20 protein-coding genes are annotated in these 21,781 nt (G+C 64.1%); 5 read left to right on the top strand and 15 right to left on the bottom strand.

From position 1 onward, the window contains the following. Both GE073_RS07530 and GE073_RS07525 read right to left on the bottom strand, forming a co-directional pair. Entirely contained in the window at positions 1-1,791 is a 1,791-nt protein-coding gene (locus GE073_RS07530) for a B12-binding domain-containing radical SAM protein (RefSeq protein ID WP_153783155.1), read from the bottom strand. Between the two features lie 115 nt (positions 1,792-1,906). Continuing rightward, on the bottom strand, positions 1,907-3,457 hold the full coding sequence (locus tag GE073_RS07525) for a stalk domain-containing protein (RefSeq protein ID WP_153783154.1): 1,551 nt from the start codon (positions 3,455-3,457) through the stop codon (positions 1,907-1,909). A gap of 172 nt (positions 3,458-3,629) precedes the next feature. Between GE073_RS07525 and GE073_RS07520 the strand changes: the two genes are divergently transcribed. Then, on the top strand, positions 3,630-4,097 hold the full coding sequence (locus tag GE073_RS07520; RefSeq protein WP_028599947.1) for a cupin domain-containing protein: 468 nt from the start codon (positions 3,630-3,632) through the stop codon (positions 4,095-4,097). Between the two features lie 115 nt (positions 4,098-4,212). Here GE073_RS07520 and GE073_RS07515 read toward each other — a convergent pair whose 3' ends face one another. Next, on the bottom strand, positions 4,213-5,322 hold the full coding sequence (locus GE073_RS07515) for a M24 family metallopeptidase (protein ID WP_153783153.1): 1,110 nt from the start codon (positions 5,320-5,322) through the stop codon (positions 4,213-4,215). Between the two features lie 125 nt (positions 5,323-5,447). Here GE073_RS07515 and GE073_RS07510 point away from each other — a divergent pair, with 125 nt between their 5' ends. Both GE073_RS07510 and map read left to right on the top strand, forming a co-directional pair. Beyond that, a complete protein-coding gene (locus GE073_RS07510; protein WP_127464400.1) occupies positions 5,448-5,651 on the top strand; it encodes a hypothetical protein in 204 nt (67 codons plus the stop codon). 127 nt (positions 5,652-5,778) lie between these two features. Next, entirely contained in the window at positions 5,779-6,528 is a 750-nt protein-coding gene (map, locus tag GE073_RS07505) for a type I methionyl aminopeptidase (RefSeq protein ID WP_101808811.1), read from the top strand. Between the two features lie 64 nt (positions 6,529-6,592). Here map and GE073_RS07500 read toward each other — a convergent pair whose 3' ends face one another. Then, positions 6,593-8,002 carry a S41 family peptidase gene (locus GE073_RS07500; RefSeq protein WP_153783152.1) on the bottom strand — a complete coding sequence of 470 codons (1,410 nt, stop codon included), beginning with the start codon at positions 8,000-8,002 and terminating at the stop codon, positions 6,593-6,595. 178 nt (positions 8,003-8,180) lie between these two features. Here GE073_RS07500 and GE073_RS07495 point away from each other — a divergent pair, with 178 nt between their 5' ends. Further along, positions 8,181-8,975, top strand: coding sequence for a Cof-type HAD-IIB family hydrolase (locus GE073_RS07495; RefSeq protein ID WP_028599951.1), 795 nt, complete (start codon positions 8,181-8,183; stop codon positions 8,973-8,975). A 126-nt stretch (positions 8,976-9,101) separates the two neighbouring features. On the opposite strand, the gene GE073_RS07490 is transcribed toward GE073_RS07495, so the two are convergent. The 6 genes from GE073_RS07490 to GE073_RS07465 form a co-directional block, all read right to left on the bottom strand. Beyond that, positions 9,102-10,175: a sulfate ABC transporter substrate-binding protein gene (locus GE073_RS07490; RefSeq protein WP_028599952.1), complete on the bottom strand. Its 1,074-nt coding sequence runs from the start codon at positions 10,173-10,175 to the stop codon at positions 9,102-9,104. A gap of 11 nt (positions 10,176-10,186) precedes the next feature. Then, positions 10,187-11,251, bottom strand: a complete 1,065-nt coding sequence (locus GE073_RS07485) for a sulfate/molybdate ABC transporter ATP-binding protein (protein ID WP_028599953.1) — start codon at positions 11,249-11,251, stop codon at positions 10,187-10,189. 1 nt (position 11,252) lies between these two features. Next, the gene (locus tag GE073_RS07480) at positions 11,253-12,050 is read right to left on the bottom strand and encodes a sulfate ABC transporter permease subunit (RefSeq protein WP_028599954.1); all 798 of its coding nucleotides are present in this window, start codon (positions 12,048-12,050) and stop codon (positions 11,253-11,255) included. Then, entirely contained in the window at positions 12,047-12,862 is an 816-nt protein-coding gene (gene cysT / locus GE073_RS07475; RefSeq protein ID WP_028599955.1) for a sulfate ABC transporter permease subunit CysT, read from the bottom strand. The genes GE073_RS07480 and cysT overlap by 4 nt, the downstream gene beginning before the upstream one ends. A gap of 280 nt (positions 12,863-13,142) precedes the next feature. Next, entirely contained in the window at positions 13,143-13,775 is a 633-nt protein-coding gene (locus GE073_RS07470) for a YigZ family protein (RefSeq protein WP_028599956.1), read from the bottom strand. Positions 13,776-13,787: 12 nt separating this feature from the next. Beyond that, positions 13,788-15,137 carry a glucose-6-phosphate isomerase gene (locus GE073_RS07465; protein WP_028599957.1) on the bottom strand — a complete coding sequence of 450 codons (1,350 nt, stop codon included), beginning with the start codon at positions 15,135-15,137 and terminating at the stop codon, positions 13,788-13,790. Between the two features lie 196 nt (positions 15,138-15,333). On the opposite strand from GE073_RS07465, the gene GE073_RS07460 reads away from it, so the two are divergent. Beyond that, entirely contained in the window at positions 15,334-16,269 is a 936-nt protein-coding gene (locus GE073_RS07460; RefSeq protein ID WP_127464401.1) for an NAD(P)-dependent oxidoreductase, read from the top strand. A gap of 66 nt (positions 16,270-16,335) precedes the next feature. Here GE073_RS07460 and GE073_RS07455 read toward each other — a convergent pair whose 3' ends face one another. The 5 genes from GE073_RS07455 to GE073_RS07435 all read right to left on the bottom strand — a co-directional run bounded on the left by GE073_RS07455 (position 16,336) and on the right by GE073_RS07435 (position 21,724). Then, a complete protein-coding gene (locus tag GE073_RS07455) occupies positions 16,336-16,665 on the bottom strand; it encodes a DUF2642 domain-containing protein (protein ID WP_153783151.1) in 330 nt (109 codons plus the stop codon). A gap of 162 nt (positions 16,666-16,827) precedes the next feature. Further along, a complete protein-coding gene (locus GE073_RS07450; protein ID WP_101808798.1) occupies positions 16,828-17,145 on the bottom strand; it encodes a pyrimidine/purine nucleoside phosphorylase in 318 nt (105 codons plus the stop codon). Between the two features lie 174 nt (positions 17,146-17,319). After that, positions 17,320-19,338: a transketolase gene (gene tkt / locus GE073_RS07445; protein WP_153783150.1), complete on the bottom strand. Its 2,019-nt coding sequence runs from the start codon at positions 19,336-19,338 to the stop codon at positions 17,320-17,322. A 137-nt stretch (positions 19,339-19,475) separates the two neighbouring features. Next, positions 19,476-20,375 (bottom strand): formyltetrahydrofolate deformylase, encoded by a 900-nt coding sequence (purU, locus tag GE073_RS07440; RefSeq protein WP_028599963.1) that lies wholly within the window; start codon positions 20,373-20,375, stop codon positions 19,476-19,478. Between the two features lie 218 nt (positions 20,376-20,593). Next, a complete protein-coding gene (locus GE073_RS07435) occupies positions 20,594-21,724 on the bottom strand; it encodes a deoxyribonuclease IV (protein WP_028599964.1) in 1,131 nt (376 codons plus the stop codon). Between the last annotated feature and the right edge of the window lie 57 nt (positions 21,725-21,781).

Below are 21,781 nucleotides of genomic sequence, written 5' to 3'. Positions count from 1 at the left end.
CTACAGAGCCGCAGCCGTCCTGCGAGGGAGCCGCAGGCTGAACGCGCGCCCTCCCCGCTTGCCCTCCGTCCCGTACAGGACGACGAGCAGCGTCTCCGCTTCGCGGCTGAGCGAGCCGTCGTGCAGATAGCGCTCCAGGTCGAACGGCAGCCGCTCCACGACCGCGTGCTTCTGCAGCTCCTTTTCGCCGAGGCCGATCCGCGCGAACTCCGCTCCCGCCTCCTCCGGCGCATCCGCGAGCCGCTTCATCCAGCCCGCCAGCTCGGACTTGTCCATGCCGAACTCCCACCACACCTTGCGCGGCTTGTGGTTATGGCCCAGGAAATAATCCAGCTTCATCAGGCCGAGCACGACGTCCAGCTCCATGCCGCGCGGCGCCTCGTCCGAGAGCAGGAAAGCCCGCAGCCGCGCGAACAGGTCCTCCAGCTGATGGCCGATCCGCTCCCAGCCCTGGCGCTCCCAGAAGTCGCCGAACCGCTGGAAGAAGTCGAACGCTGACCCGAAGACGCGGTCGATCAGATGGAGCAGCGTATGATCCATGCGATGCGCGTTCCAATATTTTTCCAGGACATCCTCGACCCGCTTGATGCGGATCAGATCCGAGAACGGCATGAGGCTGTTGCCGAGAATCTCGTACGGCGCCTGATCGGCGTACACATAGCCGTACTTGTCCGCGTCGCGCCGCAGCCCCGTTCCGCGCAGCATCTTGAGGAAGCCGAGCTGCAGCTCCTCCGGCCGCAGCGCGAACACGTCGTTGAACGTCTTGCGGAACGTGTCGTAGTCCTCATGAGGCAGGCCGGCGATGAGGTCGAGATGCTGGTCGATCTTGCCGGAGTCCTTAACCTTGGTCACCGTGCGCACGAGCTTGTTCCAGTTTTGACGGCGCTCGACCGCCAGGTTGGTGACGTCGTTGGTCGACTGCACGCCGATCTCGAAGCGGAAGATGCCCGGCGGAGCGTGCTCCGCCAAATAATCGAGCACCTCCGGCCGCATGATGTCGGCCGTGATCTCGAACTGGAACACGCAGCCGCCGTGGTTCTCGATCAGGAACTTGAACATCTCCAGCGCGTAGTCGCGCTTGATGTTGAACGTGCGGTCGACGAACTTGATCGTCTTCGCTCCTGCCTCGATCAGATAGAGCAGGTCCGCCTTGGTCCGCTCGATGTCGAAGTACCGCACCCCGACCTCGATGCTCGACAGGCAGAACGAGCAGCTGAACGGACAGCCCCGGCTCGTCTCGAAGTATACGACGCGGTTCGCGAGCGACTCCCGATCCTCGGGGAAGCGATGAGGGCTAGGCAGCTCCGCCAGGTTCAGCTTCGGCCGCGGCGGGTTGACGACCGTCTCCTGCGCGCCGTTCTTCACGCGCCGGTAAGCCGCACCGAAGACGAGATGGTACTTGCCCTCGCCCGCGATCTCCTGCAGCAGATGATGGAGCGTCTCCTCGCCTTCGCCGTGGATGATGAAGTCGACCTCGGGCAGCTTGTCCAGCCACTCGCCCGTGTCGTAGCTGACCTCGGGACCGCCCATGACGATGCGCACGTCCGGCATGATCTTGCGCAGGACGCGGATCACCTTGATCGTCTCCTCGATGTTCCAGATGTAGACGGAAAAGCCGATGACCTGCGGCTGCTTGGCGTACAGGTCCGAGACGATGTTCATGACGGGATCCTTGATCGTATATTCCGCGATCTCGATCGGGAAGTCCTTCTCGCAGTAAGCCTTCAAGCAGCGCAAGGCGAGCGAGGTATGGATATATTTCGCGTTCAGCGTGGCTAGAACGACGTTCATGACGGCAACCTCCTTCAAATCAACGTTCATGATACCGCAATCCTCGCCGAAAAGAAACAGCCGCCCGGGAAGTCCCGGGCGGCTGAAAGAAAAATAAGTGCTGCAAGTCAAGAAGTCAAGGGTGAAGGCGGATCAGCAGCTCGTCCTGGAACTGCACGTCGAGAATCGAATACCGCACCTGCCACTTGCCGTCCGGCAGCGCGGAGACGGCGCCGGCCTCATAGTCGCGAGGCTCGAAGCCGACTTTTTTGGAATAGAACAGGTTCAGCCGGATCTTGTCCTTTGGCAGCATCCGATGCAGCTCATGCGCCGTATTGGCCGCCCAGATCTGCAGGTTCTTCTGCATCTTCGACCCGTAGTAGTCATAAAAATCGGTGTCGATGTCCGCCGACAGCTGCAGCCAGCCGTCCGCGTCCCGCTTTGCGGTCCAGCCCTTGAGCTTCAGCTCGCCGTCGCTCGCCGACACGCTGTCGAACTGCTTGGCCAGCAGGCTCGCGATCTCGCCCTCGGGCGCGCCGACGAGCGTCTCCGGCAGCGTCGGCTTCAGGAAGCCGACCTTGGCCGGATCGATGGCGGCGGTTCGGATCAGCTCCACCGCATCCTCGGACGCCACGGCGAAGTTGAGGTCGGCCGCCGTATCCTCGTAGCCGGACGTCGTCAGGCCGATCAGCTCGCCGTACTGGTTGAACAGGCCGCCGCCGGAGCTGCCGTGGTCGATCGGGGCGCTGATCTGGTAATAGATGCTGCCGCCATCGTAGCCGAAGTTGCTGACGACGCCGACGGACACCGTGTTCTGGACGCCGAGCGGACTGCCGATGGCGACGACCGGATCGCCCTTCTGCATGTCGTCGAAGCTGCCGAAGGTCACGGGATCGAGATCGAGCTCATCCTTGGTCAGCACGATCGCCAGATCGACCTTCTCGTCGTAGGCGGCAACGCCGACGATCGGCAGCGAGCGGCCGTCGTTGGTCTTGACGAAGCCGGACTTGGCGTCCTGCATCACATGCAGGTTCGTCAGCACGTAGCGGTCGCCGACGACGACGCCGCTGCCCTGCCCGTAGTCGGTCTGGATGAGAACGACGCTGTCGTCGTTCTTCGCGACGATCTGGGCGGTCGTCAGGCGGCGCGCCTCGCGGGCCTTTTCTTCCCGCTGAAGCCGCTCCTCGAACTGCGCCTCCTCGGATTGGATGCGCACGACGCGCGCGGCGGCATCCCAGCGGACGGCGGCGCCGAACGCCTCCGAGACGAAGCGGATCGGCACGTACGTCACGCCGGAGCGCACCGTCGCCGGCGCGTCGAGCTTGACGCTCTTGCCGTTGACCGCCGCGTGGGAGGCGCCGATCTGGAGCGTCAGCGTCAGATAGCCGCCGCTGCTCGCGATGACGGTGCGGGTCGTCGGCTCCCAGGTGACCGTGGCGCCGAGCGCCTTGAACAGATCCTTCATCGGCACGAGGATCGTGCCCTTGCTCTGGATCGGCTGAGCCTGCAGGCTCAGCTTCTTGCCGTCGAGCGTGACGGAGATCGCGGCGGCCTTGGCTGCCGGCGCCTGGACGGCGGCAGGCTGGGCCGCCGCCGGGGAGGCTCCGGACGCGAGCAGGGCGACAGCCAGCACGGGCGCGGCCAGCGCGGACAGGCAGCGGACGGGACGAATCTTAAAGCTGGTCAATGGTCGGGATCCCTCTTTTCAAGTACAAGCCGAACGTACCGGTTTATACGAAACTTCCCGTATTCTACCATCCGTCTAGAAGAGTTGTCCACGGGAACAAGCCCGCGTTTGGAATCCTCGCGGCGCGCATGCTATAGTGAAGCGAGTCCAACGCGAAGAGGAGAATCCTGCCATGACCCAAACATCCAATCTGTCGCCGTATGTCGGGCTGCTCGGCATGGAGCGGCATATCGAAGGCGGCTGGTTCAAGGAAATGTGGAAAGCTTCCTACCAGATCCCGCATGAAGTGCTTGGCGCCCCTTATTCCGGAGCGCGCGCCGCTGCCAGCTCCGTCTATTTCCTGCTGCATCCCGGCGAGGAGTCGGCATGGCACAAGGTGCTGTCCGACGAGCTGTGGCTGTTCCACGCCGGCGGCCCGCTGGAGCTGACGCTCGGCGGCCACGGAGACAAGCCGGAGGAGCAGCAGAAGCTCATCCTCGGCCTCGACATCGCAGCCGGCCAGTCGCCGCAGGCGCTCGTGCCCGCCGGCGCGTGGCAGACGGCCCGTCCGCTCGGCGACGAGCCCGTATTCGTCACCTGCATCGTCGCCCCGGCGTTCCACTATGACGACTTCACGCTCGTCGTCGAGGCGGACAGCTAGCGCTTGCGCCGCAGACGGAGCGGATTTTCCGCCCCGACAACAAGGGACGGCCCCGATTCTCCTATCGGGGCCGTCCCTTTTGGCATGCTGTCCCGCGCTTGCCTGCGCGCCCGGCCTAAAGCCGCGTCAGCTCCTTCGGATACGAGGTCAGCACCTGCGCCTCGCCGTCGTCGCCGATATAGATATCGTCCTCGATCCGCACCCCGCCCAGCTCGGGAATGTAGACGCCGGGCTCGACCGTGAACAGCATGCCGTGCTGGATCGGGTCCGAGTTCTCTCCGTGCACGGACGGCTGCTCGTGGATCTCCAGCCCCATCCCGTGGCCGGTGCGGTGGTTGAAATAATAGCCGAATCCTTCCTTCTCGATCGCGGCCCGCGCGGCCCGGTCGACTTCCTGGAGCGGCCTGCCGGCGCGTGCGGCGGCGATGCCGGCGAGGTTGGCCTGAAGCACGGCGTCGTAGATCCGAAGCTGCGACGCCGAGCCTTCGCCGAGGATGAAGGTCCTCGTAATGTCCGAGCAGTAGCCATCCTTGAACACGCCCATGTCGATCAGGAGAAAGTCGTTCTCCTGCAGCTGGTAGCTGCTCGAGCGGCCATGCGGCAACGCGCTGCGCACGCCACCGAGCACGCTCGTCTCGAACGCCGGCCTGTCGCCGCCGAGCGCCCGCATGCGGTACTCGATCTCCGCGTTCAGCTCGAGCTCCGACACGCCGCGGCGCACCTTGGACACCGCCTCCTGCAGCACCTGCTCGGCGAGCGCGACAGCCGTCTTGACGCGCTCGATTTCGTCCGCGGACTTGAACAGCCTCAGGCTCATGATGAGCGGACCGGCGTCCACGAAGTCCGCCTGCGGGTAGACGGCGGCCATGCGGACGAAGCTCGCATGCGTCAGATGAGAGCTCTCGACGCCGATCCGCCGGGCAGCGGAAGCTCCGCAAAGGCGTTGCAGAAGCTCATACGGGCGATCCGTGTCGCCGACGGCCGCAAGCCGCTCCACGCTCGCCGCTCCGCGGGCGCTCTCCTCGTCGAGAGCGGGTACGAACAGCGTATAGCCGTCCATTCCCGGCTCCGCCACGAGCGCCATGAACCGCTCGTGCGGATCGCTGTAGAAGCCGGTCAAATAATAGATCGTCGCCGGGGAGGTGAAGATCGCCTTGTCGAAGCCGGCCGCCTTGACCGCTTCCTTCACGCGCAAGTACCTCATTTTAAAGGGAGATTGGCTCATCGTCTCTCGGTTGCCTCCTGTCAGCCGCCCAGCGGCTGGGGTTGTCGCATTATTGTACCATATCGCCCCTGGGCGTGGAGTAGCCGCAGTCCGCGCAGGGTAAGGTAAATCAAGAGGTGATGGCGATGAACGATACGGCAAGGAATGGATTTCTGTTTTTGGGAGGCTTTCTGAATGTCGGGGTGATCGCGACGATCGTCGTCGTCGTGCTGCTCATCCTGTGGAGCCGCAAGCGCGGCGACCGCAAAGGGGAAAGCTACTTGAGCGACGACCATATGCGCAAGGTCGAGCCCGCGCCGGCGAAGGACGAGAGCCGGGACAGAGGCTGAGCGCGCAAAAGCTAGGGACAGTCCGGGCCGCAGACGCGGCCTTTTTCATGCGATCCGCCCCGCAGTTGACCGGAGCAAGGCTGGAGGAGTAACGTTAGAGGCAAGTCAACGAAAGCGAGGAACCGCCATGTCCATACCGATCCGAACGCCAGAAGAAATCGAGCAGATGCGCCGGGCCGGCCGTATCGTCGCCGAGTGCCATCGCCGCATCGGCGCCATGATCCGCCCCGGCGTGACGACGATGGAGATCGAGCGGATGGTCGACGCCTACATCCGCAGCCAGGACGCGATCCCCTACACCATCGGCTACAACGGCTATAAATACGCGACCTGCGCCTCCGTCAACGACGTCATCGCGCACGGCTTCCCGAGCGACGCGCCGCTCGCGGACGGCGACCTGGCGACGATCGACATCGTCGCCCAGGCGGACGGCTGGATCGCCGACTCCGCCTGGACGTACGCGGTCGGCACGCTGCCCGAGAGCTCGCGCAAGCTGATGCAGGTGACCAAGGAATGCCTCGACATCGGCGTCTCCCTCGCCCAGCCGGGCAACCGCATCGGCGACGTCATGCACGCGCTGCAGAAGCATGCCGAGCAGAACGGATTCTCGGTCGTGCGCGACCTGCTCGGCCACGGCGTAGGGCGGCAGCTGCACGAGGAGCCGAACTTCTCTCACGTCGGCAAGCCAGGCAAGGGCTTCCGCCTCAAGGAAGGCATGGTGCTGACGATCGAGCCGATGATCAACGAGGGCAAGCTCGAGATGTTCATCGAGACCGACGGCTGGACCTGCAGGACGATGGACGGCAAGCGCTCCGCGCAGTTCGAGCATACGATCGCGATCGTGGAGGGCGGGCCGATCGTCCTGACCGAGCAATAGCGCTCGTCGCAGCCGTAAAAAGACCGTGCCGGGGGCATTCGCCTCCGGTACGGTCTTTTTACGGTCATTTTTTCAGCTGGTCGAGCGCCTCTCGCAGCTGCGGATCTTCCTGCTGCAGCTTGTCGCGCAGCTTGGCCATTATCGCGTGGGACGTCTTGTCGCCGACGACGCCTGTCGCCTCCAGGCCGTTGTCCCGCTGGAAGCCGCGCACGGCCTCCGTCGTCTGCTCTCCGAACACGCCCGGCACCGGCGCCGCCGGATAGCCGAGCGCCTGCAGCATCGTCTGCAGCGTCTTGACGTAATCGCCGTAGTCGCCCTGCTTGCTCTCCTCGCCCGCAGGCAGCATCGGCAGCGTCGCATAGGACGGCAGCTCCACCTTGACGTCCGGCTCGACGCCTTTTTTGTGGATCGACTGGCCGCTCGGCGTCTTCCACTGCGCCTCGGTCAGCTTGAGCACGGATTTGTCGTTGAACTGGCCGAAGCTCTGCACGATCCCCTTGCCGAACGTCGTCGTCCCGATGACCGTCGCTCCGGCCGATTCCTTCAGCGCCGCGGCGAGCACCTCGCCGGCGCTGGCGGTCTGGCCGTTGACGAGCACCGCGATCGGCAGCTCGAGCTTCGTCTTCTGCTTGGAGTAGTACTTCTGCACCTTCTTGTCGTCCTTGTAATCGACCTCGAGGATGAGCTTGTCCTTCGGAACGAGCCGGTTCGCGATCTCGATCGTCGGCGTCAGCAGTCCGCCCGGATTGGAGCGGAGGTCGAGCACGAGCCGGCTCATGCCCTTGTCCTGCAGCGCCTTCAGCGACGTCTCGAACTCCTTGGCCGTCGATTCCGCGAAGCGGGAGATCGTGATCCGGCCGACGCCGTCCTCCAGCAGCTCATGCGTCACCGTCGTCACCGGGATCGGCGCCCGCGTCAGCTCTACGGTCAGCTGCGGCCCGTCGGATCTGGCGAGCGTCACCTTGACCTTCGTGCCCTCCTCGCCTCGGAGCAGCGCGACCAGCTTGTCCATGCTGATGCCCTTGACCGGAGTCCCGTCGACCTGGACGATCTCGTCCCCGGTCAGCAGGCCGCCCTTCTCGGCCGGCGTATCCTTGATGACAGTATCGACCAGATAACGCCCCTCCTCCTGCCGCACCTGCACGCCGATGCCGACGAACTCCGGCTGGTAGCTCTGGACGAAGTCCTGGCCCTCGCTGCCCGGCAAGTAGACCGAATACGGATCGTCGAGCGAAGCGAGCATGCCCTTGGTCGCTCCGTTCAGCAGCGCCTCCGGCTCGGCTCCGAACAGGAAGTCCTTGTTGATTTCCTTATAGGAGGCGTTAAAATTGGCGAAAACCTTCTCCTTCAGCACCGGGTATTGGACGAGCATCGATATCCTGCCCGCTCCGAAGCCGACGATCAGCGCCGCCGCCGCTCCCAGTACGCACCATGTCGCCAGCCGCTGCCTAGCGGCCGTTCCGCGCTCTCTCATGACTGATCTCTCCGCTTCCGCCCGAAGGCCTCAGTTTCTGTATCCCTTCACTTTATCTCATTTGGCAGGCGCGTTCAATTTTGCCGGCTCGGCGCGGCTTGTCGCCCTGCGCCGGCGTCCGGTACAATGAGAGGGATCAAGCTCGCGGCCCGGCCGAATAGAGACAGGAGAGAAACCGATGTACAAGCTGATTGCAATCGATGTGGACGACACGCTGCTGAACGACGAGCTGGAGGTGACGCCCGCGACGCGCGACGCCCTGGCCGCCGCTCTGGAGCGCGGCGTGACGGTGACGCTCGCGACGGGAAGGATGTTCGCCTCCGCCCGCCAGGTCGCCGAGGGACTGGCGCTCAACGTGCCGATCATCACGTACCAGGGCTCGCTCGTGAAGACGCTGCTGGACGGCCAGGTGCTCTATGAGCGCTATGTGCCGGCCGATGCGGCGGCCGAGCTGGACCGCTTCTGCACGGAAAGGGGACTGCATCTGCAGCTGTACGTGGACGACCGGCTGTACGTGCGCGAGGACAACGACAAGGTCAAGGCCTACGCGCGCCAGTCCAATATTCCTTATGTCGTCGAGCCGGACTTCGGCTCGCTGCTGAGCCGGCCGCTGCTCAAGATGCTCGTCATCGACGAGCCGGCGCTGCTCGATCGCATCGCCGCGGAGCTGCAGCCGCTGCTCGGCAGCCGCATGCACATCACCAAGTCCAAGCCGCATTACCTGGAGTTCATGCACAAGGAAGGCACCAAGGGCCATGCGCTGCGCTTCATGGCCGAGCATGTCGGCTGCTCGCTGGACGAGACGATCGCCATGGGCGACGCCTGGAACGACCGCGAGATGCTGATGGAGGCCGGCCTCGGCGTCGCCATGGCCAACGCGCAGCCCGCGCTCAAGGAGCTGGCCGACTACGTCACGCTGTCCAACAACGAGGACGGGGTCGCCCATGTCGTGGAGAAGTTCATCTTGAGCTGAGCTTCGGCAAATGAAAAATCCAGGCCAGCCGGAATCGTTCCGGCTGGCCTGGATTTTTTGCGGGTTCAGCGGGTTCGAGCCTCGCCTCGGGCTGGGCTCTGCAAGCCAGGCCCGGGGCCATGGCGATCAGATGCCGGCCAGCACCTGGTACCAGATGCCGCGCTTGGAGTACAGCTCTTTTTTGACCTGCGGCCAGCCTCCGAGGTAATGGATGTCGAACAAGCCGGGCGGAGTCGTATAGCTCGCTGCCGCCTCCGCTGCGGCCTGCGGCTCGACGGGACGGAAGCCCTGGGTGCCCAGATACCGCTGCGTCTCCTCGCTGCGCAGGAATTCCAGGAACGCCTCCGCCACCTCGCGCGTCCCGCGCTTGTCGACGTTGCGGTCGACGACGGCCGCCGGATTCTCGATCAGGATCGTATCGTCCGGGATGACGATGTCGTAGTCGACGCCCTTGGCGATCCGGGCGAGCAGCTCGTTCTCGTAGGTGACGATCGCGTCGCCCACGCCATACTCGAACGCGGCCATCGACGCGCGCCCGCTTTTGTCGAGCGACTCGATGTTCGCATGCACGCGCTCCAGGTAGCCCTTCGCGTAGGCCGGATCCTTTTGGCCCGTCTCGCGCTCCGATTGCTTGAGCCCCGCCCCGTAGATGGCGTTGATGTCCCACTGGGCGCCGCCGCTCGTCTGCGGATTCGGATAGAGCACCTTGACGCCGGGCTTCATCAGATCCTCCCAGCCGCGGATGCCGAGCGGGTTGCCGGCGCGCGTGCCGATGACGGCGATCGACGTCGTGATGTTGCCCCGGTAAGGCCCCTCCCGCCAGTCATGCTCGATCAGCCCTGCGTCGCGGATGCGCTGCAGGTCGCCCTCCATCGCCAGCACGGCGACGTCGGCCTCGAAGCCGCCGATGATCGCGCGCGCCTGCGTGCCCGACGCTTCGTACGACTCCTGAAAGACGACCGTCTGTCCGGTCTGCTCCTTCCATTGCTCCTTGAACCTCGGCAGCAGCTCGGCGAACACGTCCTTGACGACCGAGTAGGCGCCGATGACGAGCGTCACATCTCCTTGCGCAGCCGCCGGATCGGCCTTCGGGGCGGCCGATCCGGAGCATCCGCTCAGCAGTCCCAGCAGAAGCAGCAGGCTGCCGGCTATCCCGCCCGCCCTGCGAAGGGAAGGGGTTCGGGTCCGATTCGTTGGCATCGCATTCTCCCTTAGATGATGACAGGCATCGGATCGACTTTGAGCTTGTTCTCCATGATCCAGCTGTCGGATTCGTTGAACAGATAGGCGCGGTGGATGAGGATGTCGACCGGATCGCCCGGCTTCAGCACATCCTTCTCCAGCGAGCGGTAGGTGATGAGGCGGATGTCGCCGATCTCGAGCTCGACCATCCACTCGCTGCCGCGGAAATGGATATGACGCACGACGCCGCGCATCGTCGCCGAGGCGAGCGTGATCTCGCCCGGCTTGCCGATCTCGATGTACTCCGGACGGATGAGGCCCCTCGTGCCGGTCCAGGCGGCCGCTTCCTCGAAGCCGTGCAGCGCGGCGACGTTGTCGACCGTCGTCGACTCGCCGATGAATTCGGCGACGAACTGCGTCTCCGGATTTTTGTAGATCTCCCAAGGCGTGCCCTTCTGCTCCAGGCGGCCCTTGCTGATGATCATGATCTCGTCGGCGACCTCGATCGCCTCGTCCTGGTCATGCGTGACGAAGATCGACGTGATGCCGACGCGCTCGATCATCTCCTTGAGCCATGTGCGCAGCTCGGAGCGGATCTTGGCGTCGATCGCCGCGAACGGCTCGTCGAGCAGCAGCAGCTGCGGCTCCGGCGCGAGCGCGCGGGCGAACGCCACCCGCTGGCGCTGGCCGCCGGACAGCTGGGCCGGATAGCGATGCTCGAAGCCTTTGAGCCCGGTCAGCTCGATCAGGCTCTGCACGCGCTCGCGGATCGCATCCTTGGGCAGCTTCTTGACCTTGAGGCCAAAGGCGACGTTCTCGAACACGGTCATATGCTTGAACAGCGCATAGTTCTGGAAGACGAAGCCGATGCCCCGCTCCTGCGGCGGCAGGTCGTTGACGCGCTTGCCGTGGAAAAGGATGTCGCCGGCGGTCGGAGCCTCCAATCCCGCGAGCATGCGCAGGATCGACGTCTTGCCGCCGCCGCTCGGTCCGAGCAGGCCGATCAGATGGCCTTTCTTGATGCCGAAGCTTACGTCCTGGACCGCCTTGAAATCGCCGAACGACTTGCTCAGCCCCTTGACCTCGATATGCATGTCAATGCACTTCCTTTCGCTTTTTCGCCCATTCCATCAGCAGCAGCAGCCCGACGGAAAATGCCGCCAGCACGAGCGCCACGCCGTTCGCGGCCACTACGTTGAAGTTCTCTACATCCTGATAGACGAGCGTCGTCGCCGTCTGCGTCAGGTTCATGATGTTGCCGGAGACGACGAGCACGGCTCCGAACTCGCCGAGCGTGCGGGCGACCGTCAGCACGACGCCGTAGATGACGCCCCAGCGGATCGACGGCCAGGTGACTTTCCAGAACGTGTACCACGAGTACGCGCCGAGCATCGTCGCGGCCTCCTCCTGCTGGCTCCCGATCTCCTGCAGCACCGGCATCACCTCGCGCACCATGAGCGGGAACGTGACGAACAGCGTCGCGATGACCATGCCCGGCAGGGCGTAGACGATCTTGATGCCCGCCCCTTCGAGCAGCGCTCCGAGCGCCGTGTCCGGTCCGACGAGCAGCACGATCATGAGGCCGCCGATGACCGGCGAGACGGCGTAGGGCAGGTCGACGATGCTGTTGAGCAGCCCCTTGATCCGCGGATGCAGCCACGCGGCCCGCACGAGGTAGATGGCCAGCATGACGCCGAAGACGGTGTTGATGAGCGTGACGAACACGACGATGATGCCGGTCATCATGAGCGCATGGAGCGCCTCCGGGCGCAGCAGCGCGTCCAGCAGGCCCGAGACGCCGTCCTCGAGGGAGCCCGTCGCGATCTTGACGAGCGGCACGACGATCAGCAGCGCGAAGACCGCATAGGTCAGTCCGATCCACAGCCTTCTCATGTGCGCTTCCTCCTTCCCTGCACGAGGTTGATGCCCCACAGGATGAGGAAGCTGAGCGTCAGCAGCAGCACCGATACCGCCGCGGCCGCCTGGGTGTCGTCGCTCTCGATCTGGCCGAAGATGTACACCGAGGCGACGAGCGTGCGGCCGGGAATGTTGCCGGCGACGAGCACGACCGCGCCGAACTCCGCGAGCGCCCGCGAGAACGCCAGCATGCCGCCGCTGACGATGCCGGGCAGCATTGTCGGCAGGATGACCCGGAAGAAGGTGCGCGGCCGGGAAGCGCCCATCGTGTAGGCCGCCTCCTCCTCGGAGGCGTCCATCTCCTCCAGCAGCGGCTGCACGCCGCGGATGACGAACGGGAACGTGACGAACACCATCGCGATCACGATGGCCGGCTCGTGGAAGACGATCTCGAAGCCGAGCTTCTCCGCGGCGAGCCCCGCCCAGCTGTTCGGACCGAGCAGCAGCAGGATCATGAGGCCGCCGACGGCGGTCGGCAGGGCGAACGGCAGGTCGACCAGGCTGTTGAGCACCCTGCGCCCGGGAAAGCGGTAGCGGATGAGCACCCAGCCGATCATCGTGCCGAGCGCGACGTTGATGAGCGCCGCAAGCACGGCCAGCCGGACCGTCAGCAGCACCGCCTTCCAGGCGATCGGATCCGCCACGCTGTCGGCGAAGGCGCCCCAGCCGAGCGAGAACGACTGGACGTAGATGCCGAAGATCGGAAGAATGACAAGAAGAAAAAAGTAGAGCAGGATCGCCGATCGAAAGCCGAAGCTCCACCAGCTGCTGCGAAGCCTGATGTTCACGTTGCCGGACAACCTCCTAAGCTCGTGCCCACGAAGGTACGATTCTTTGCGCTAATCGGATTTCAATATTCCCATTAAGTTACTTGGTATTAACGCTACTGTACCAGAGTCCCCGCGATTCCGTCAATGCGAAAAAGGTCGGTTTACTCGGAATAAGGCCGCTCCCCGGCCCGACGCAAAAAAGCCGCTCCCTCGCCTGCGGGCAGACGGGGAACAGCTTTGGGGGAGGACGGCGCAACGAGCGCCGCCCGATGCATGAATTCAAGCGCGGGACGGCCGGTCAGTCCTCGAGCGCGACATAGATCGTCTCGCCGGCGGAAATTCCGGCCTGTCCCTGGGTCAGGTCGGTCATCCAGTCGATGAAGCGGTCCGACTCGGCGGCTGGCGGCAGGCAGCGGACGACGACGCGGTCGGTAAAGTCGACGCTGCCGACAAGCACGCCGCGGGCATGCAGCTCGTTTTCCAGCTTGCCGTACCACGTATAGTCGACCTCGACGGCAATCTCGCGATGCAGCACGTTCGTGATCGCGCCGGCCGCCTCGATGGCGGCGACAGCGCCGTCCGTGTAGGCGCGGATCAAGCCGCCGGCGCCGAGCATGATGCCGCCGAAATAGCGGGTGACGACGATCGCGACGTTTTTGAGGCCCTGATGCTTGATGACCTCAAGGATCGGCTTGCCGGCGGTGCCGCTCGGCTCGCCGTCGTCGGACGCTTTTTGATGCTCGTCCCGCTCGCCGACGACATAGGCCGAGCAGTTGTGCGTCGCGTTCCAGTGGAGCTTCTTGATCTCCTCGATGAACGCGATCGCCTCGGCCTCGCTCTCCACCGGACGTCCGTAGCCGATGAAACGGGACTTCTTGATGACGATCTCCTTGGAGCCGGGCTCCCGGAGCGAGCGGTAGCGGTCCAGCATCGAGCCGTCCGCCTACAGGCGGGCTTCCAGCTCGGCCTTCTCCTTCTCGTAGCCGGGCTTGCCGAGCAGGGCGAACATGTTCTTCTTGTACGCCTCGACGCCCGGCTGGTCGAACGGATTCACGCCGAGCAGGTAGCCGCTGATGCCGCATGCCTTCTCGAAGAAGTAGACGAGATAGCCGAACGTATACGGCGTCAGGTCGGCGATGTTCACGACGAGGTTCGGCACCTGGCCGTCCGTATGCGCGAGCAGCGTGCCCTCGAACGCCTTTTTGTTGACGAAGTCCATCGTCTTGCCGGCGAGGAAGTTCAGGCCGTCCAGATCGTCCGGATCGCTGCCGATCGTAATCTGCTCCAGCGGCTCTCCGACCTGGATGACCGTCTCGAACAGGTTGCGGTTGCCTTCCTGGATGAATTGGCCCATCGAGTGCAGGTCGGTGGAGAAGTCGACGGCCGCCGGGAAGATGCCCTTGTGGTCCTTGCCCTCGCTTTCGCCGTACAGCTGCTTCCACCACTCCGAGACGAAGTGCAGGGACGGCTCGTAGTTGACGAGGATCTCCGTCGCCTTGCCCTTGCGGTACAGCGCGTTGCGCGCCGCGGCGTACTGGTACGCCTCGTTGTCCGCCACGTTCGGGTTGGCATATTCCTTGGAAGCGTCGGCCGCGCCCTGCATCATGGCGTCGATGTCGATGCCGGCCGCGGCGATCGGCAGCAGGCCGACCGCCGTCAGCACGGAGTAGCGTCCGCCGACGTCGTCCGGAATGACGAACGACTCGTAGCCTTCCTCCGTCGCGAGCTTCTTGAGCGCGCCGCGGGCCTTGTCCGTCGTCGCGTAGATGCGGCCGCGCGCCTCTTCCTTGCCGTATTTCTTCTCCAGCTGCTCGCGGAATACGCGGAACGCCAGTGCCGGCTCCGTCGTCGTGCCGGACTTGGAGATGACGTTGATCGACCAGTTCTTGCCCTCGAGCGCCTGCAGCAGATGCGTCACATACGTCGAGCTGATGTTGTTGCCGGCGAAGAACACCTGCGGTCCTTTGCGCTCGCCGCTGGGCAGCACGTTGTAGAACGAATGCGACAGCATCTCGATCGCGGCGCGCGCGCCGAGGTAGGAGCCGCCGATGCCGATCACGACAAGCGCTTCGGAGTCGGAGCGGATCTTGTCCGCCGCCTTTTTGATGCGGGCGAACTCTTCCTTGTCGTATGCGGTCGGCAGGTCGATCCAGCCGAGGTAGTCGGAACCGGCTCCGGTTCCGTTATGAAGCTGCTCGTGGGCCAGGCGGATCGGGCCCTCCAGGTTGTCGATCTCGTTTTGGCCCAGGAATCCGAGCGCCTTGCTGTAGTCGAAGCGGATCGTTTTGCTCATGACGAAAAATGCCTCCTTCAAGTTCGGGTGAGAGCACCCGTCCATACTCGCGTCCGGCCGCCGGGGCCGGTCCCGTTCGCCTTGCGGCATGTCCTAAGGATACTGGATGCGGCTGGCGAAAACAAGCAACCCCAGACCCCTTTCATGGAAGCTTCACGAACGCTATGGTAGACTGAAAGAGATGCTTCAGCGCTCGATGAACTTTCGAAGAAAGCAGGTGTTTCGCATGACTTTATCCATCGCTTTTATCGGCCTCGGCACGATGGGCTCGCCGATGGCCGCCAACCTCGTCCGCAAAGGCTTTTCCGTCGCCGTCTGGAACCGTACGCCGGGCAAGGCCGAGGACCTCAAGGAGCTTGGGGCCGCGGAAGCCGGATCGCCGGCCGAGGCGGTCCGCGCGGCCGACGTCGTCATCACGATGCTCAGCAACGACGATGTCGTGCGGGAGCTGTACCGCGGCGAGGGCGGCATCCTGTCCGCCGTGCGTCCCGGGACGGCTTTGATCGACCACAGCACGATCTCCCCCGCGCTGGCGCGCGAGCTCGCGTCCGCGGCGGCGGAGACGGGCTGCGGCTTCCTCGACTGCCCGGTGACGGGCAGCAAGCCGGCCGCCGTATCCGGCACCCTCGTCTTCATGGCCGGCGGCGAAGCGGAACTGCTGGAGCGCGTCCGCCCCGTGCTGGACGCGATGGGCACCAAAATCGTGCATCTCGGCCCGTCCGGCAGCGGCTCCGTCGCCAAGCTCGGCCATAATGCCATCGTCGCGATCAACAACCTGGCTCTGGCCGAGGGCTTGTCGATCGCGGTCAGCGGCGGCCTCGAGCCGGCCAAGTTCCTCGAAGTCGTGCGCGCCGGCGGCGCCGGCAGCAAGGCGGCCGAGCTCAAGTCGTCCAAGCTGCTGGAGGGCGACTACAGCGTGCAGTTCTCGCTGGCGCTCATGCTCAAGGACCTGCGGCTCGCCTCCTCCTTGTCGGACGGCCTGAACGTGCCGACGCCGATGCTCGAAGCCGCCAAGAGCCTGTTCCAGGCCGGCAGCGCGGCCGGCTACGACCAGGAGGACCTGATCGCGGTCGCCAAGCTGTACGAGCAGTGGATCGGCCAGCCTCTCGGCGAACGGCCGGAGAACGGCTGATTGCCATGACGAAGGGCTGAACGCTCCGTCCGGACATCCGGATCAGGCGCTCAGCCCTTTTTCTTTTCACCGATAGGAGGCCAGCGGCCCTTCGAAATAAACGATATGCGCGATGCGGACATGCAGCGAGCGATCGGCCAGATCGATCTGGATATGATCGACGGCTACGCCGGCCAGCATCCCCTCGATCCGCCCCGAAGTCGTCTCAACCGCTATCGGCTGGCCTTGCTGGCGGCTGATATGCTGCACGAATACCGGATCGAGCGCCGTCACGTATTGGTTCGGCTGCGGCACGCCGGCGACCGGCACGATCGGTCCGCATGCGCCTTGCCAGCCTCCGACATAGGCCGGCTGGTCCACCGGCAGCTGCGGCGGCGGTTCCTTGTAATAGGACATGAGCGGATCCCTCCCTCTTTGATGCGGCTGTCATCCTCTTGAGCCTATGTGAGGGGATGCGCGTCCCATGTCTCTCCGATGGATCTTTAAACGCCAAAAAGGCAAGCTGTCCGTAGACGGCCTGCCTTCGTTTCAGAAGAGATCAGGGAAATGAGGGCGTTTCTACTCTTGGATATAGCTGCAGCAGTAATCCGTCACGCGGCTCACGACGAGCTTGAACTTCGCATTTGCCGGCACGGTGAACTCGCCTTCGCCTTCGATCGCGATCCATTCCTCGCTGTCCGGCAGCTGGACCTTCAGGCCGCCGGCCAGAATCTCCATGATCTCCTTGCTGTCGGTACCGAACTCGTATTCGCCGGGCAGCATGATGCCGAGCGTTTTTTTCGTTCCGTCCGGGAACAGGACGGTGCGGCTCGTCACCTTGCCGTCGAAGTAGATGTTCGCCTTTTTGACGGCGGTGACGTTTTCGAATTGGGACATGAATTCGTGCTCCTTCGGGTGGTAGTGGTTCGACTCTTTACCGCTTTAGCATACCACAACAATGGATCAAGAAAAAGCCGGAAAAGGCGGGGAGCCTTCTCCGGCATGTTGCAGCGGAACGCCGCTGATCTCCATGAATATCCGGGGGATCGTGCCGACGGAAAGGTCTGCCGCTTACAGCAGCTCTTTGACCTTGGCGACGACGTTCTCCACCGTGAAGCCGTATTCCTTGATGACGCGGTCGCCAGGGGCGGAAGCGCCGAACGTGTCGATGCCGAGCACCGCGCCGCCGTCTCCCGTGTAGCGATGCCAGCCGAACGGATGCGCCATCTCGATCGCGAGACGGGCTTTGACGTCCGGCAGCAGGACGGAATCGCGGTACGCTTTGTCCTGGCTGTCGAACAGATCCCAGCTCGGCATGCTGATGACGCGGACCTGGATGCCTTCGGCCGCGAGCGCCTTTTGGGCGGCGACGGCCAGCTGCACCTCGGAGCCGGTCGCCAGCAGCTGCGCCTGCGGCTTGCCGCCTTGTGCGTCGGAGATGACGTAAGCGCCGCGCTTGATGCCCTCGCGAGCGTTCTCGGCCGTGCCTTCGAGGATCGGCAGGTTCTGGCGCGTCAGCACGAGCGCGACCGGATTCTTCTTGTTCTCGAGCGAGTACGCCCACGCGGCGGACGTCTCGTTGCCATCGGCCGGACGGATGACCGTCAGGTTCGGAATGACGCGGATGCTCGCCAGCTGCTCGACCGGCTCATGCGTCGGGCCGTCCTCGCCGACCGCGATGCTGTCATGCGTCAGCACGTAGGTGACCGGCAGGCCCATGATCGCAGCCAGGCGTACTGCAGGACGCAGGTAGTCGGTGAACACGAAGAACGTGCCTCCGAAAATCTTCATGCCGCCATGCAGCGCGATGCCGTTCATCGCGGCGGCCATGCCGAACTCGCGGATGCCGAAGTAGATGTTGCGGCCCGCATAGTTGCCCGGCTTGTACACGTCGATGCCTTTGAGATGGGTCATCGTGGAGCTTTCCAGGTCGGCGGAGCCGCCGGCCAGGGCAGGAACGTTCTTGGCGAGGCCGTTCAGCGCGTTGCCGGAAGCGACGCGAGTCGAGACCGCCTTGTCGGACGGCGAGTAGGACGGCAGATCCGCGTCCCAGCCTTCCGGCAGGTCGCCGCTGACGGAGCGCTTGAACTGCGCGGCCAGCTCCGGATACGCCTGCTCGTACTTGGCAAACTTCTCGTCCCATGCGGCATTGGCCTGCTCGCCTTTTTGCTTCACTTCCGCGAAGTGCGCGCGGACTTCGTCCGGCACATAAAACGGCTCTTCGGAAGCCCACTCGTAGAACTTCTTGGTCAGAACCGTCTCTTCGGCGCCGAGCGGGGAGCCGTGCGTGCCGCCATGGCCGCCCTTGCCGCCCTTGTTCGGGCTGCCGAAGCCGATCATCGTCTTCACTTCGATCAGCGTCGGCTTGGACTTCTCGGCCTGGGCCGCGGCGATGGCCGCCGCCAGCGCGTTCAAGTCGTTGCCGTCCTCGACACGCAGCACCTGCCAGCCGTAGCCGTCGAAGCGCTTGGCCACATTTTCGGAGAAGCTCAGGCTGAGCTCGCCGTCGAGCGAGATGTCGTTGGAATCGTACAGCATGATGAGCTTGCCGAGCTGCAGATGGCCGGCGAGCGAGGCGGCTTCATTGGAGATGCCCTCGGAAAGGTCGCCGTCGCCGCAGATCGCGTACGTGTAGTGGTCGACCAGCTCGAGGCCGTCCTGGTTGTAGACGGCGCCGAGATGAGCTTCCGCCATCGCCATGCCGACGGCCATGCCGACGCCTTGGCCGAGCGGTCCCGTCGTTGCGTCTACGCCTGCCGTATGGCCGAATTCCGGGTGGCCCGGCGTTCTGGAGCCCCACTGGCGGAAGCTCTTGAGGTCGTCGATGGAAAGATCGTACCCGGACAGATGGAGCAGGCTGTACAGCAGCATCGAGCCGTGTCCTGCGGACAGCACGAAGCGGTCGCGGTTGATCCAGGTCGGGTTGGAAGGGTTATGGGTCATCGTCTTGGCGAACAGCTGGTAGCCCATCGGCGCAGCGCCCATCGGCATGCCCGGGTGGCCGGAGTTGGCTTTTTCGACCGCGTCGATGGAAAGCGTGCGGATCGTCGTAACGGAAAGCTGGTCAATCGTAGCTTGGCTGATGGCCATGAAAGAATCTCCTCCTAGTTTCGGCGGTTCAAGCGTGTCGCTTCATGTGAAATATTGTACCACTGCCGCATGAGCAAATGCCATCATCCGGCCCGAGCGGCCGGATGAAGGTTTCATGAATGATGGCGCCGCTAGGGCTAGCCGTGGAAGACGACCGTCTTGTTCTGATGGACGAGGATGCGGTCCTCGGCATGCCATTTGACCGCGCGCGCCAGGACGACGCGCTCGATCGTGCGGCCGATCCGCTTGAGGCTCGGCACGTCGTCGCGATGGCTGACGCGCTGCACGTCCTGCTCGATGATCGGGCCTCCGTCCAGCTCCTCGGTCACATAATGCGCGGTCGCGCCGATGATCTTGACGCCGCGGTTGTAGGCTTGGGCGTACGGCTTGCCGCCGACGAACGCCGGCAGGAACGAGTGGTGGATGTTGATGATGCGGTTCGGAAACTGCTCGATCACCTTCGGCGACACGATCTGCATGTAGCGAGCCAGCACGATCAGGTCGGCGCTGCGGCCGATCGTCTCCAGCTGCTTGCGCTCCGCCTCCGCCTTGGTGTCGGGCGTAATCGGGATATGGTGGTAAGGGATGCCGAACGATTCGACAAGCCCGCGCATGTCGTCGTGATTGCTGATGACCATCGCGATCTCGACGTCGAGATCGCCGGCCTGCCATTGCCAGAGCAGCTCCAGCAGGCAGTGGTCCTCCTTGGAGACGAAGATCGCGAGGCGCTTCTTGCGGCTCGCGCGGAACGTATGCCACTTCATCTCGAAGCGGTCCGCCACGCGGCCGAAGTCCTCCTGCAGCACCGGCAGTTGGGCATCCATGTCGGCCAGGTCGAACTCGAAGCGGATGAAGAACATGCCGCCTTCGGGATTCATCGTATACTGATCGGATTGGACGATGTTGGCTCCGTGCTCGTAGAGGAACTGGGACACCGCAGCGACGATGCCCGGCCGGTCCGGACAGGAGATAAGCATGCGGGCGCGGCCGGATGAGGGCGCGTCTCCGGGCTGGAGGGATTGATAGGAATGAGGCATAGGGGTCGTTTCTTCCTTCCATGTTCAAAATAAGGGCTTGCAGATGCCGCCGCTGCGGCGGCCATGAAGCGCAAGCGAACTGCATAACGCCTCCGCGCTAAAGCGGACGGCCGAAAAGAGAGGCAGGTCCAGCCCGTCCGCATGGGACGGCTCCGGGCCTGCCGAGCAAGGTCTTCGGACTGGATGACGAGCTTGCAAGCTGCTGCCTTTGTCTGCGGTCAGGCGTTGACGAGCGCCTGCTTGCCGGCGAACCAGTACGTGATCAGCTGGTTGAGCTCTTCCTCGGCCGTATCGCGGAAGTCCTCTCCCGCTTCGCGCACGAGGTCGTACAGCCGCTCCATCGGCTCGCGGGGATCGGCCTTGCGCGCCTTGGCGTCGCTTTTGATCGTATCCCATACCGACAGCACGTACGTGCGGCGGTCGATGTCCTGCTTGCCGAGGAAATGATGCAGCCGCTCCAGCTGGTCGAAGAAGCGCTCGCCGAACCGCTCCAGGCCGTCTCCGCGCAGCAGCGCGATCTCCGCCTCATACATCGGGCGCTGCTTCTTTGGATCCTTGCCGATCCACGGCGTCTCGAGGATGAACGGACGCCCGGCCAGCGCCTCGTGCCGCACGATCCGCTCGATCGCGTCGTAGCCGAGCCAGCCGGAGCCGATCGGCGTATGGCGGTCCTTGTGGGAGCCGATCGGATTTTTCGTATCGTTCACATGGACGACGGCCGCCTTGTCAAGGCCGACGATGCGGTCGAACTGCTGCAGCACGCCGTCCAGGTCTCCCGCCAGGTCGTACCCCGCGTCGTGCATGTGGCAAGTGTCCAGGCAGACGGTCAGGCGATCGTTGTTCGACACCTTGTCCATGATCGCGGCGAGCTCCTCGAACGTGCGGCCGATCTCCGTGCCTTTGCCGGCCATCGTCTCCAGCGCGATGTTGACGTCGGTCTCCTCGACGCCGGACAGCACCTCGTTCAGTCCTTCCGCGATGCGGTTGATGCCGAATTCCGCGTCCTTGTCGGTGTACGCGCCTGGATGGAGCACGATGTTGCGGACGCCGATCGCATGCGTGCGGCGGATTTCCTCCTGCAGGAAGCGCACGGCGAGCTCGAACGTGTCTTCCTTATAAGAGCCGAGATTGATGATGTAAGGAGCGTGGACGACGATCTCGCCGATCCCGGCGCCTTCCATCAGCTGCTTGCCTTCTTCGATATATAAGGATTCGATCGGCTTGCGCCGCGTGTTCTGAGGCGCGCCGGTGTAGATCATGAACGAGCTGGAGCCGTAGGAGATGGCCTCCTGAGCGGCGGTGACGAGCCCCTTGTCGCTGAAGGAGACGTGGGAACCGATTTTGAGCATGCTTCGTGGCCCCTTTCGGATGTGGTGAAAACAATTAGTCTTATTCTACAAGGTGCG

The organism is Paenibacillus sp. B01 (assembly GCF_009649995.1).
GTDB lineage: Bacteria > Bacillota > Bacilli > Paenibacillales > Paenibacillaceae > Paenibacillus_O > Paenibacillus_O pasadenensis.
This window is presented reverse-complemented; position numbering and strand designations above follow the sequence as displayed.

Excerpts from the sequence above, each read along its gene's own strand:
- GE073_RS07530 (WP_153783155.1), bottom strand. The coding sequence starts at position 1,791 with ATGAACGTCGTTCTAGCCACGCTGAACGCGAAATATATCCATACCTCG.
- GE073_RS07520 (WP_028599947.1), top strand. The coding sequence starts at position 3,630 with ATGACCCAAACATCCAATCTGTCGCCGTATGTCGGGCTGCTCGGCATG.
- GE073_RS07515 (WP_153783153.1), bottom strand. The coding sequence starts at position 5,322 with ATGAGCCAATCTCCCTTTAAAATGAGGTACTTGCGCGTGAAGGAAGCG.
- GE073_RS07510 (WP_127464400.1), top strand. The coding sequence starts at position 5,448 with ATGAACGATACGGCAAGGAATGGATTTCTGTTTTTGGGAGGCTTTCTG.
- map (WP_101808811.1), top strand. The coding sequence starts at position 5,779 with ATGTCCATACCGATCCGAACGCCAGAAGAAATCGAGCAGATGCGCCGG.
- GE073_RS07500 (WP_153783152.1), bottom strand. The coding sequence starts at position 8,002 with ATGAGAGAGCGCGGAACGGCCGCTAGGCAGCGGCTGGCGACATGGTGC.
- GE073_RS07495 (WP_028599951.1), top strand. The coding sequence starts at position 8,181 with ATGTACAAGCTGATTGCAATCGATGTGGACGACACGCTGCTGAACGAC.
- GE073_RS07490 (WP_028599952.1), bottom strand. The coding sequence starts at position 10,175 with ATGCCAACGAATCGGACCCGAACCCCTTCCCTTCGCAGGGCGGGCGGG.
- GE073_RS07485 (WP_028599953.1), bottom strand. The coding sequence starts at position 11,251 with ATGCATATCGAGGTCAAGGGGCTGAGCAAGTCGTTCGGCGATTTCAAG.
- GE073_RS07480 (WP_028599954.1), bottom strand. The coding sequence starts at position 12,050 with ATGAGAAGGCTGTGGATCGGACTGACCTATGCGGTCTTCGCGCTGCTG.
- GE073_RS07470 (WP_028599956.1), bottom strand. The coding sequence starts at position 13,775 with ATGCTGGACCGCTACCGCTCGCTCCGGGAGCCCGGCTCCAAGGAGATC.
- GE073_RS07465 (WP_028599957.1), bottom strand. The coding sequence starts at position 15,137 with ATGAGCAAAACGATCCGCTTCGACTACAGCAAGGCGCTCGGATTCCTG.
- GE073_RS07460 (WP_127464401.1), top strand. The coding sequence starts at position 15,334 with ATGAACTTTCGAAGAAAGCAGGTGTTTCGCATGACTTTATCCATCGCT.
- GE073_RS07455 (WP_153783151.1), bottom strand. The coding sequence starts at position 16,665 with ATGTCCTATTACAAGGAACCGCCGCCGCAGCTGCCGGTGGACCAGCCG.
- GE073_RS07450 (WP_101808798.1), bottom strand. The coding sequence starts at position 17,145 with ATGTCCCAATTCGAAAACGTCACCGCCGTCAAAAAGGCGAACATCTAC.
- tkt (WP_153783150.1), bottom strand. The coding sequence starts at position 19,338 with ATGGCCATCAGCCAAGCTACGATTGACCAGCTTTCCGTTACGACGATC.
- purU (WP_028599963.1), bottom strand. The coding sequence starts at position 20,375 with ATGCCTCATTCCTATCAATCCCTCCAGCCCGGAGACGCGCCCTCATCC.
- GE073_RS07435 (WP_028599964.1), bottom strand. The coding sequence starts at position 21,724 with ATGCTCAAAATCGGTTCCCACGTCTCCTTCAGCGACAAGGGGCTCGTC.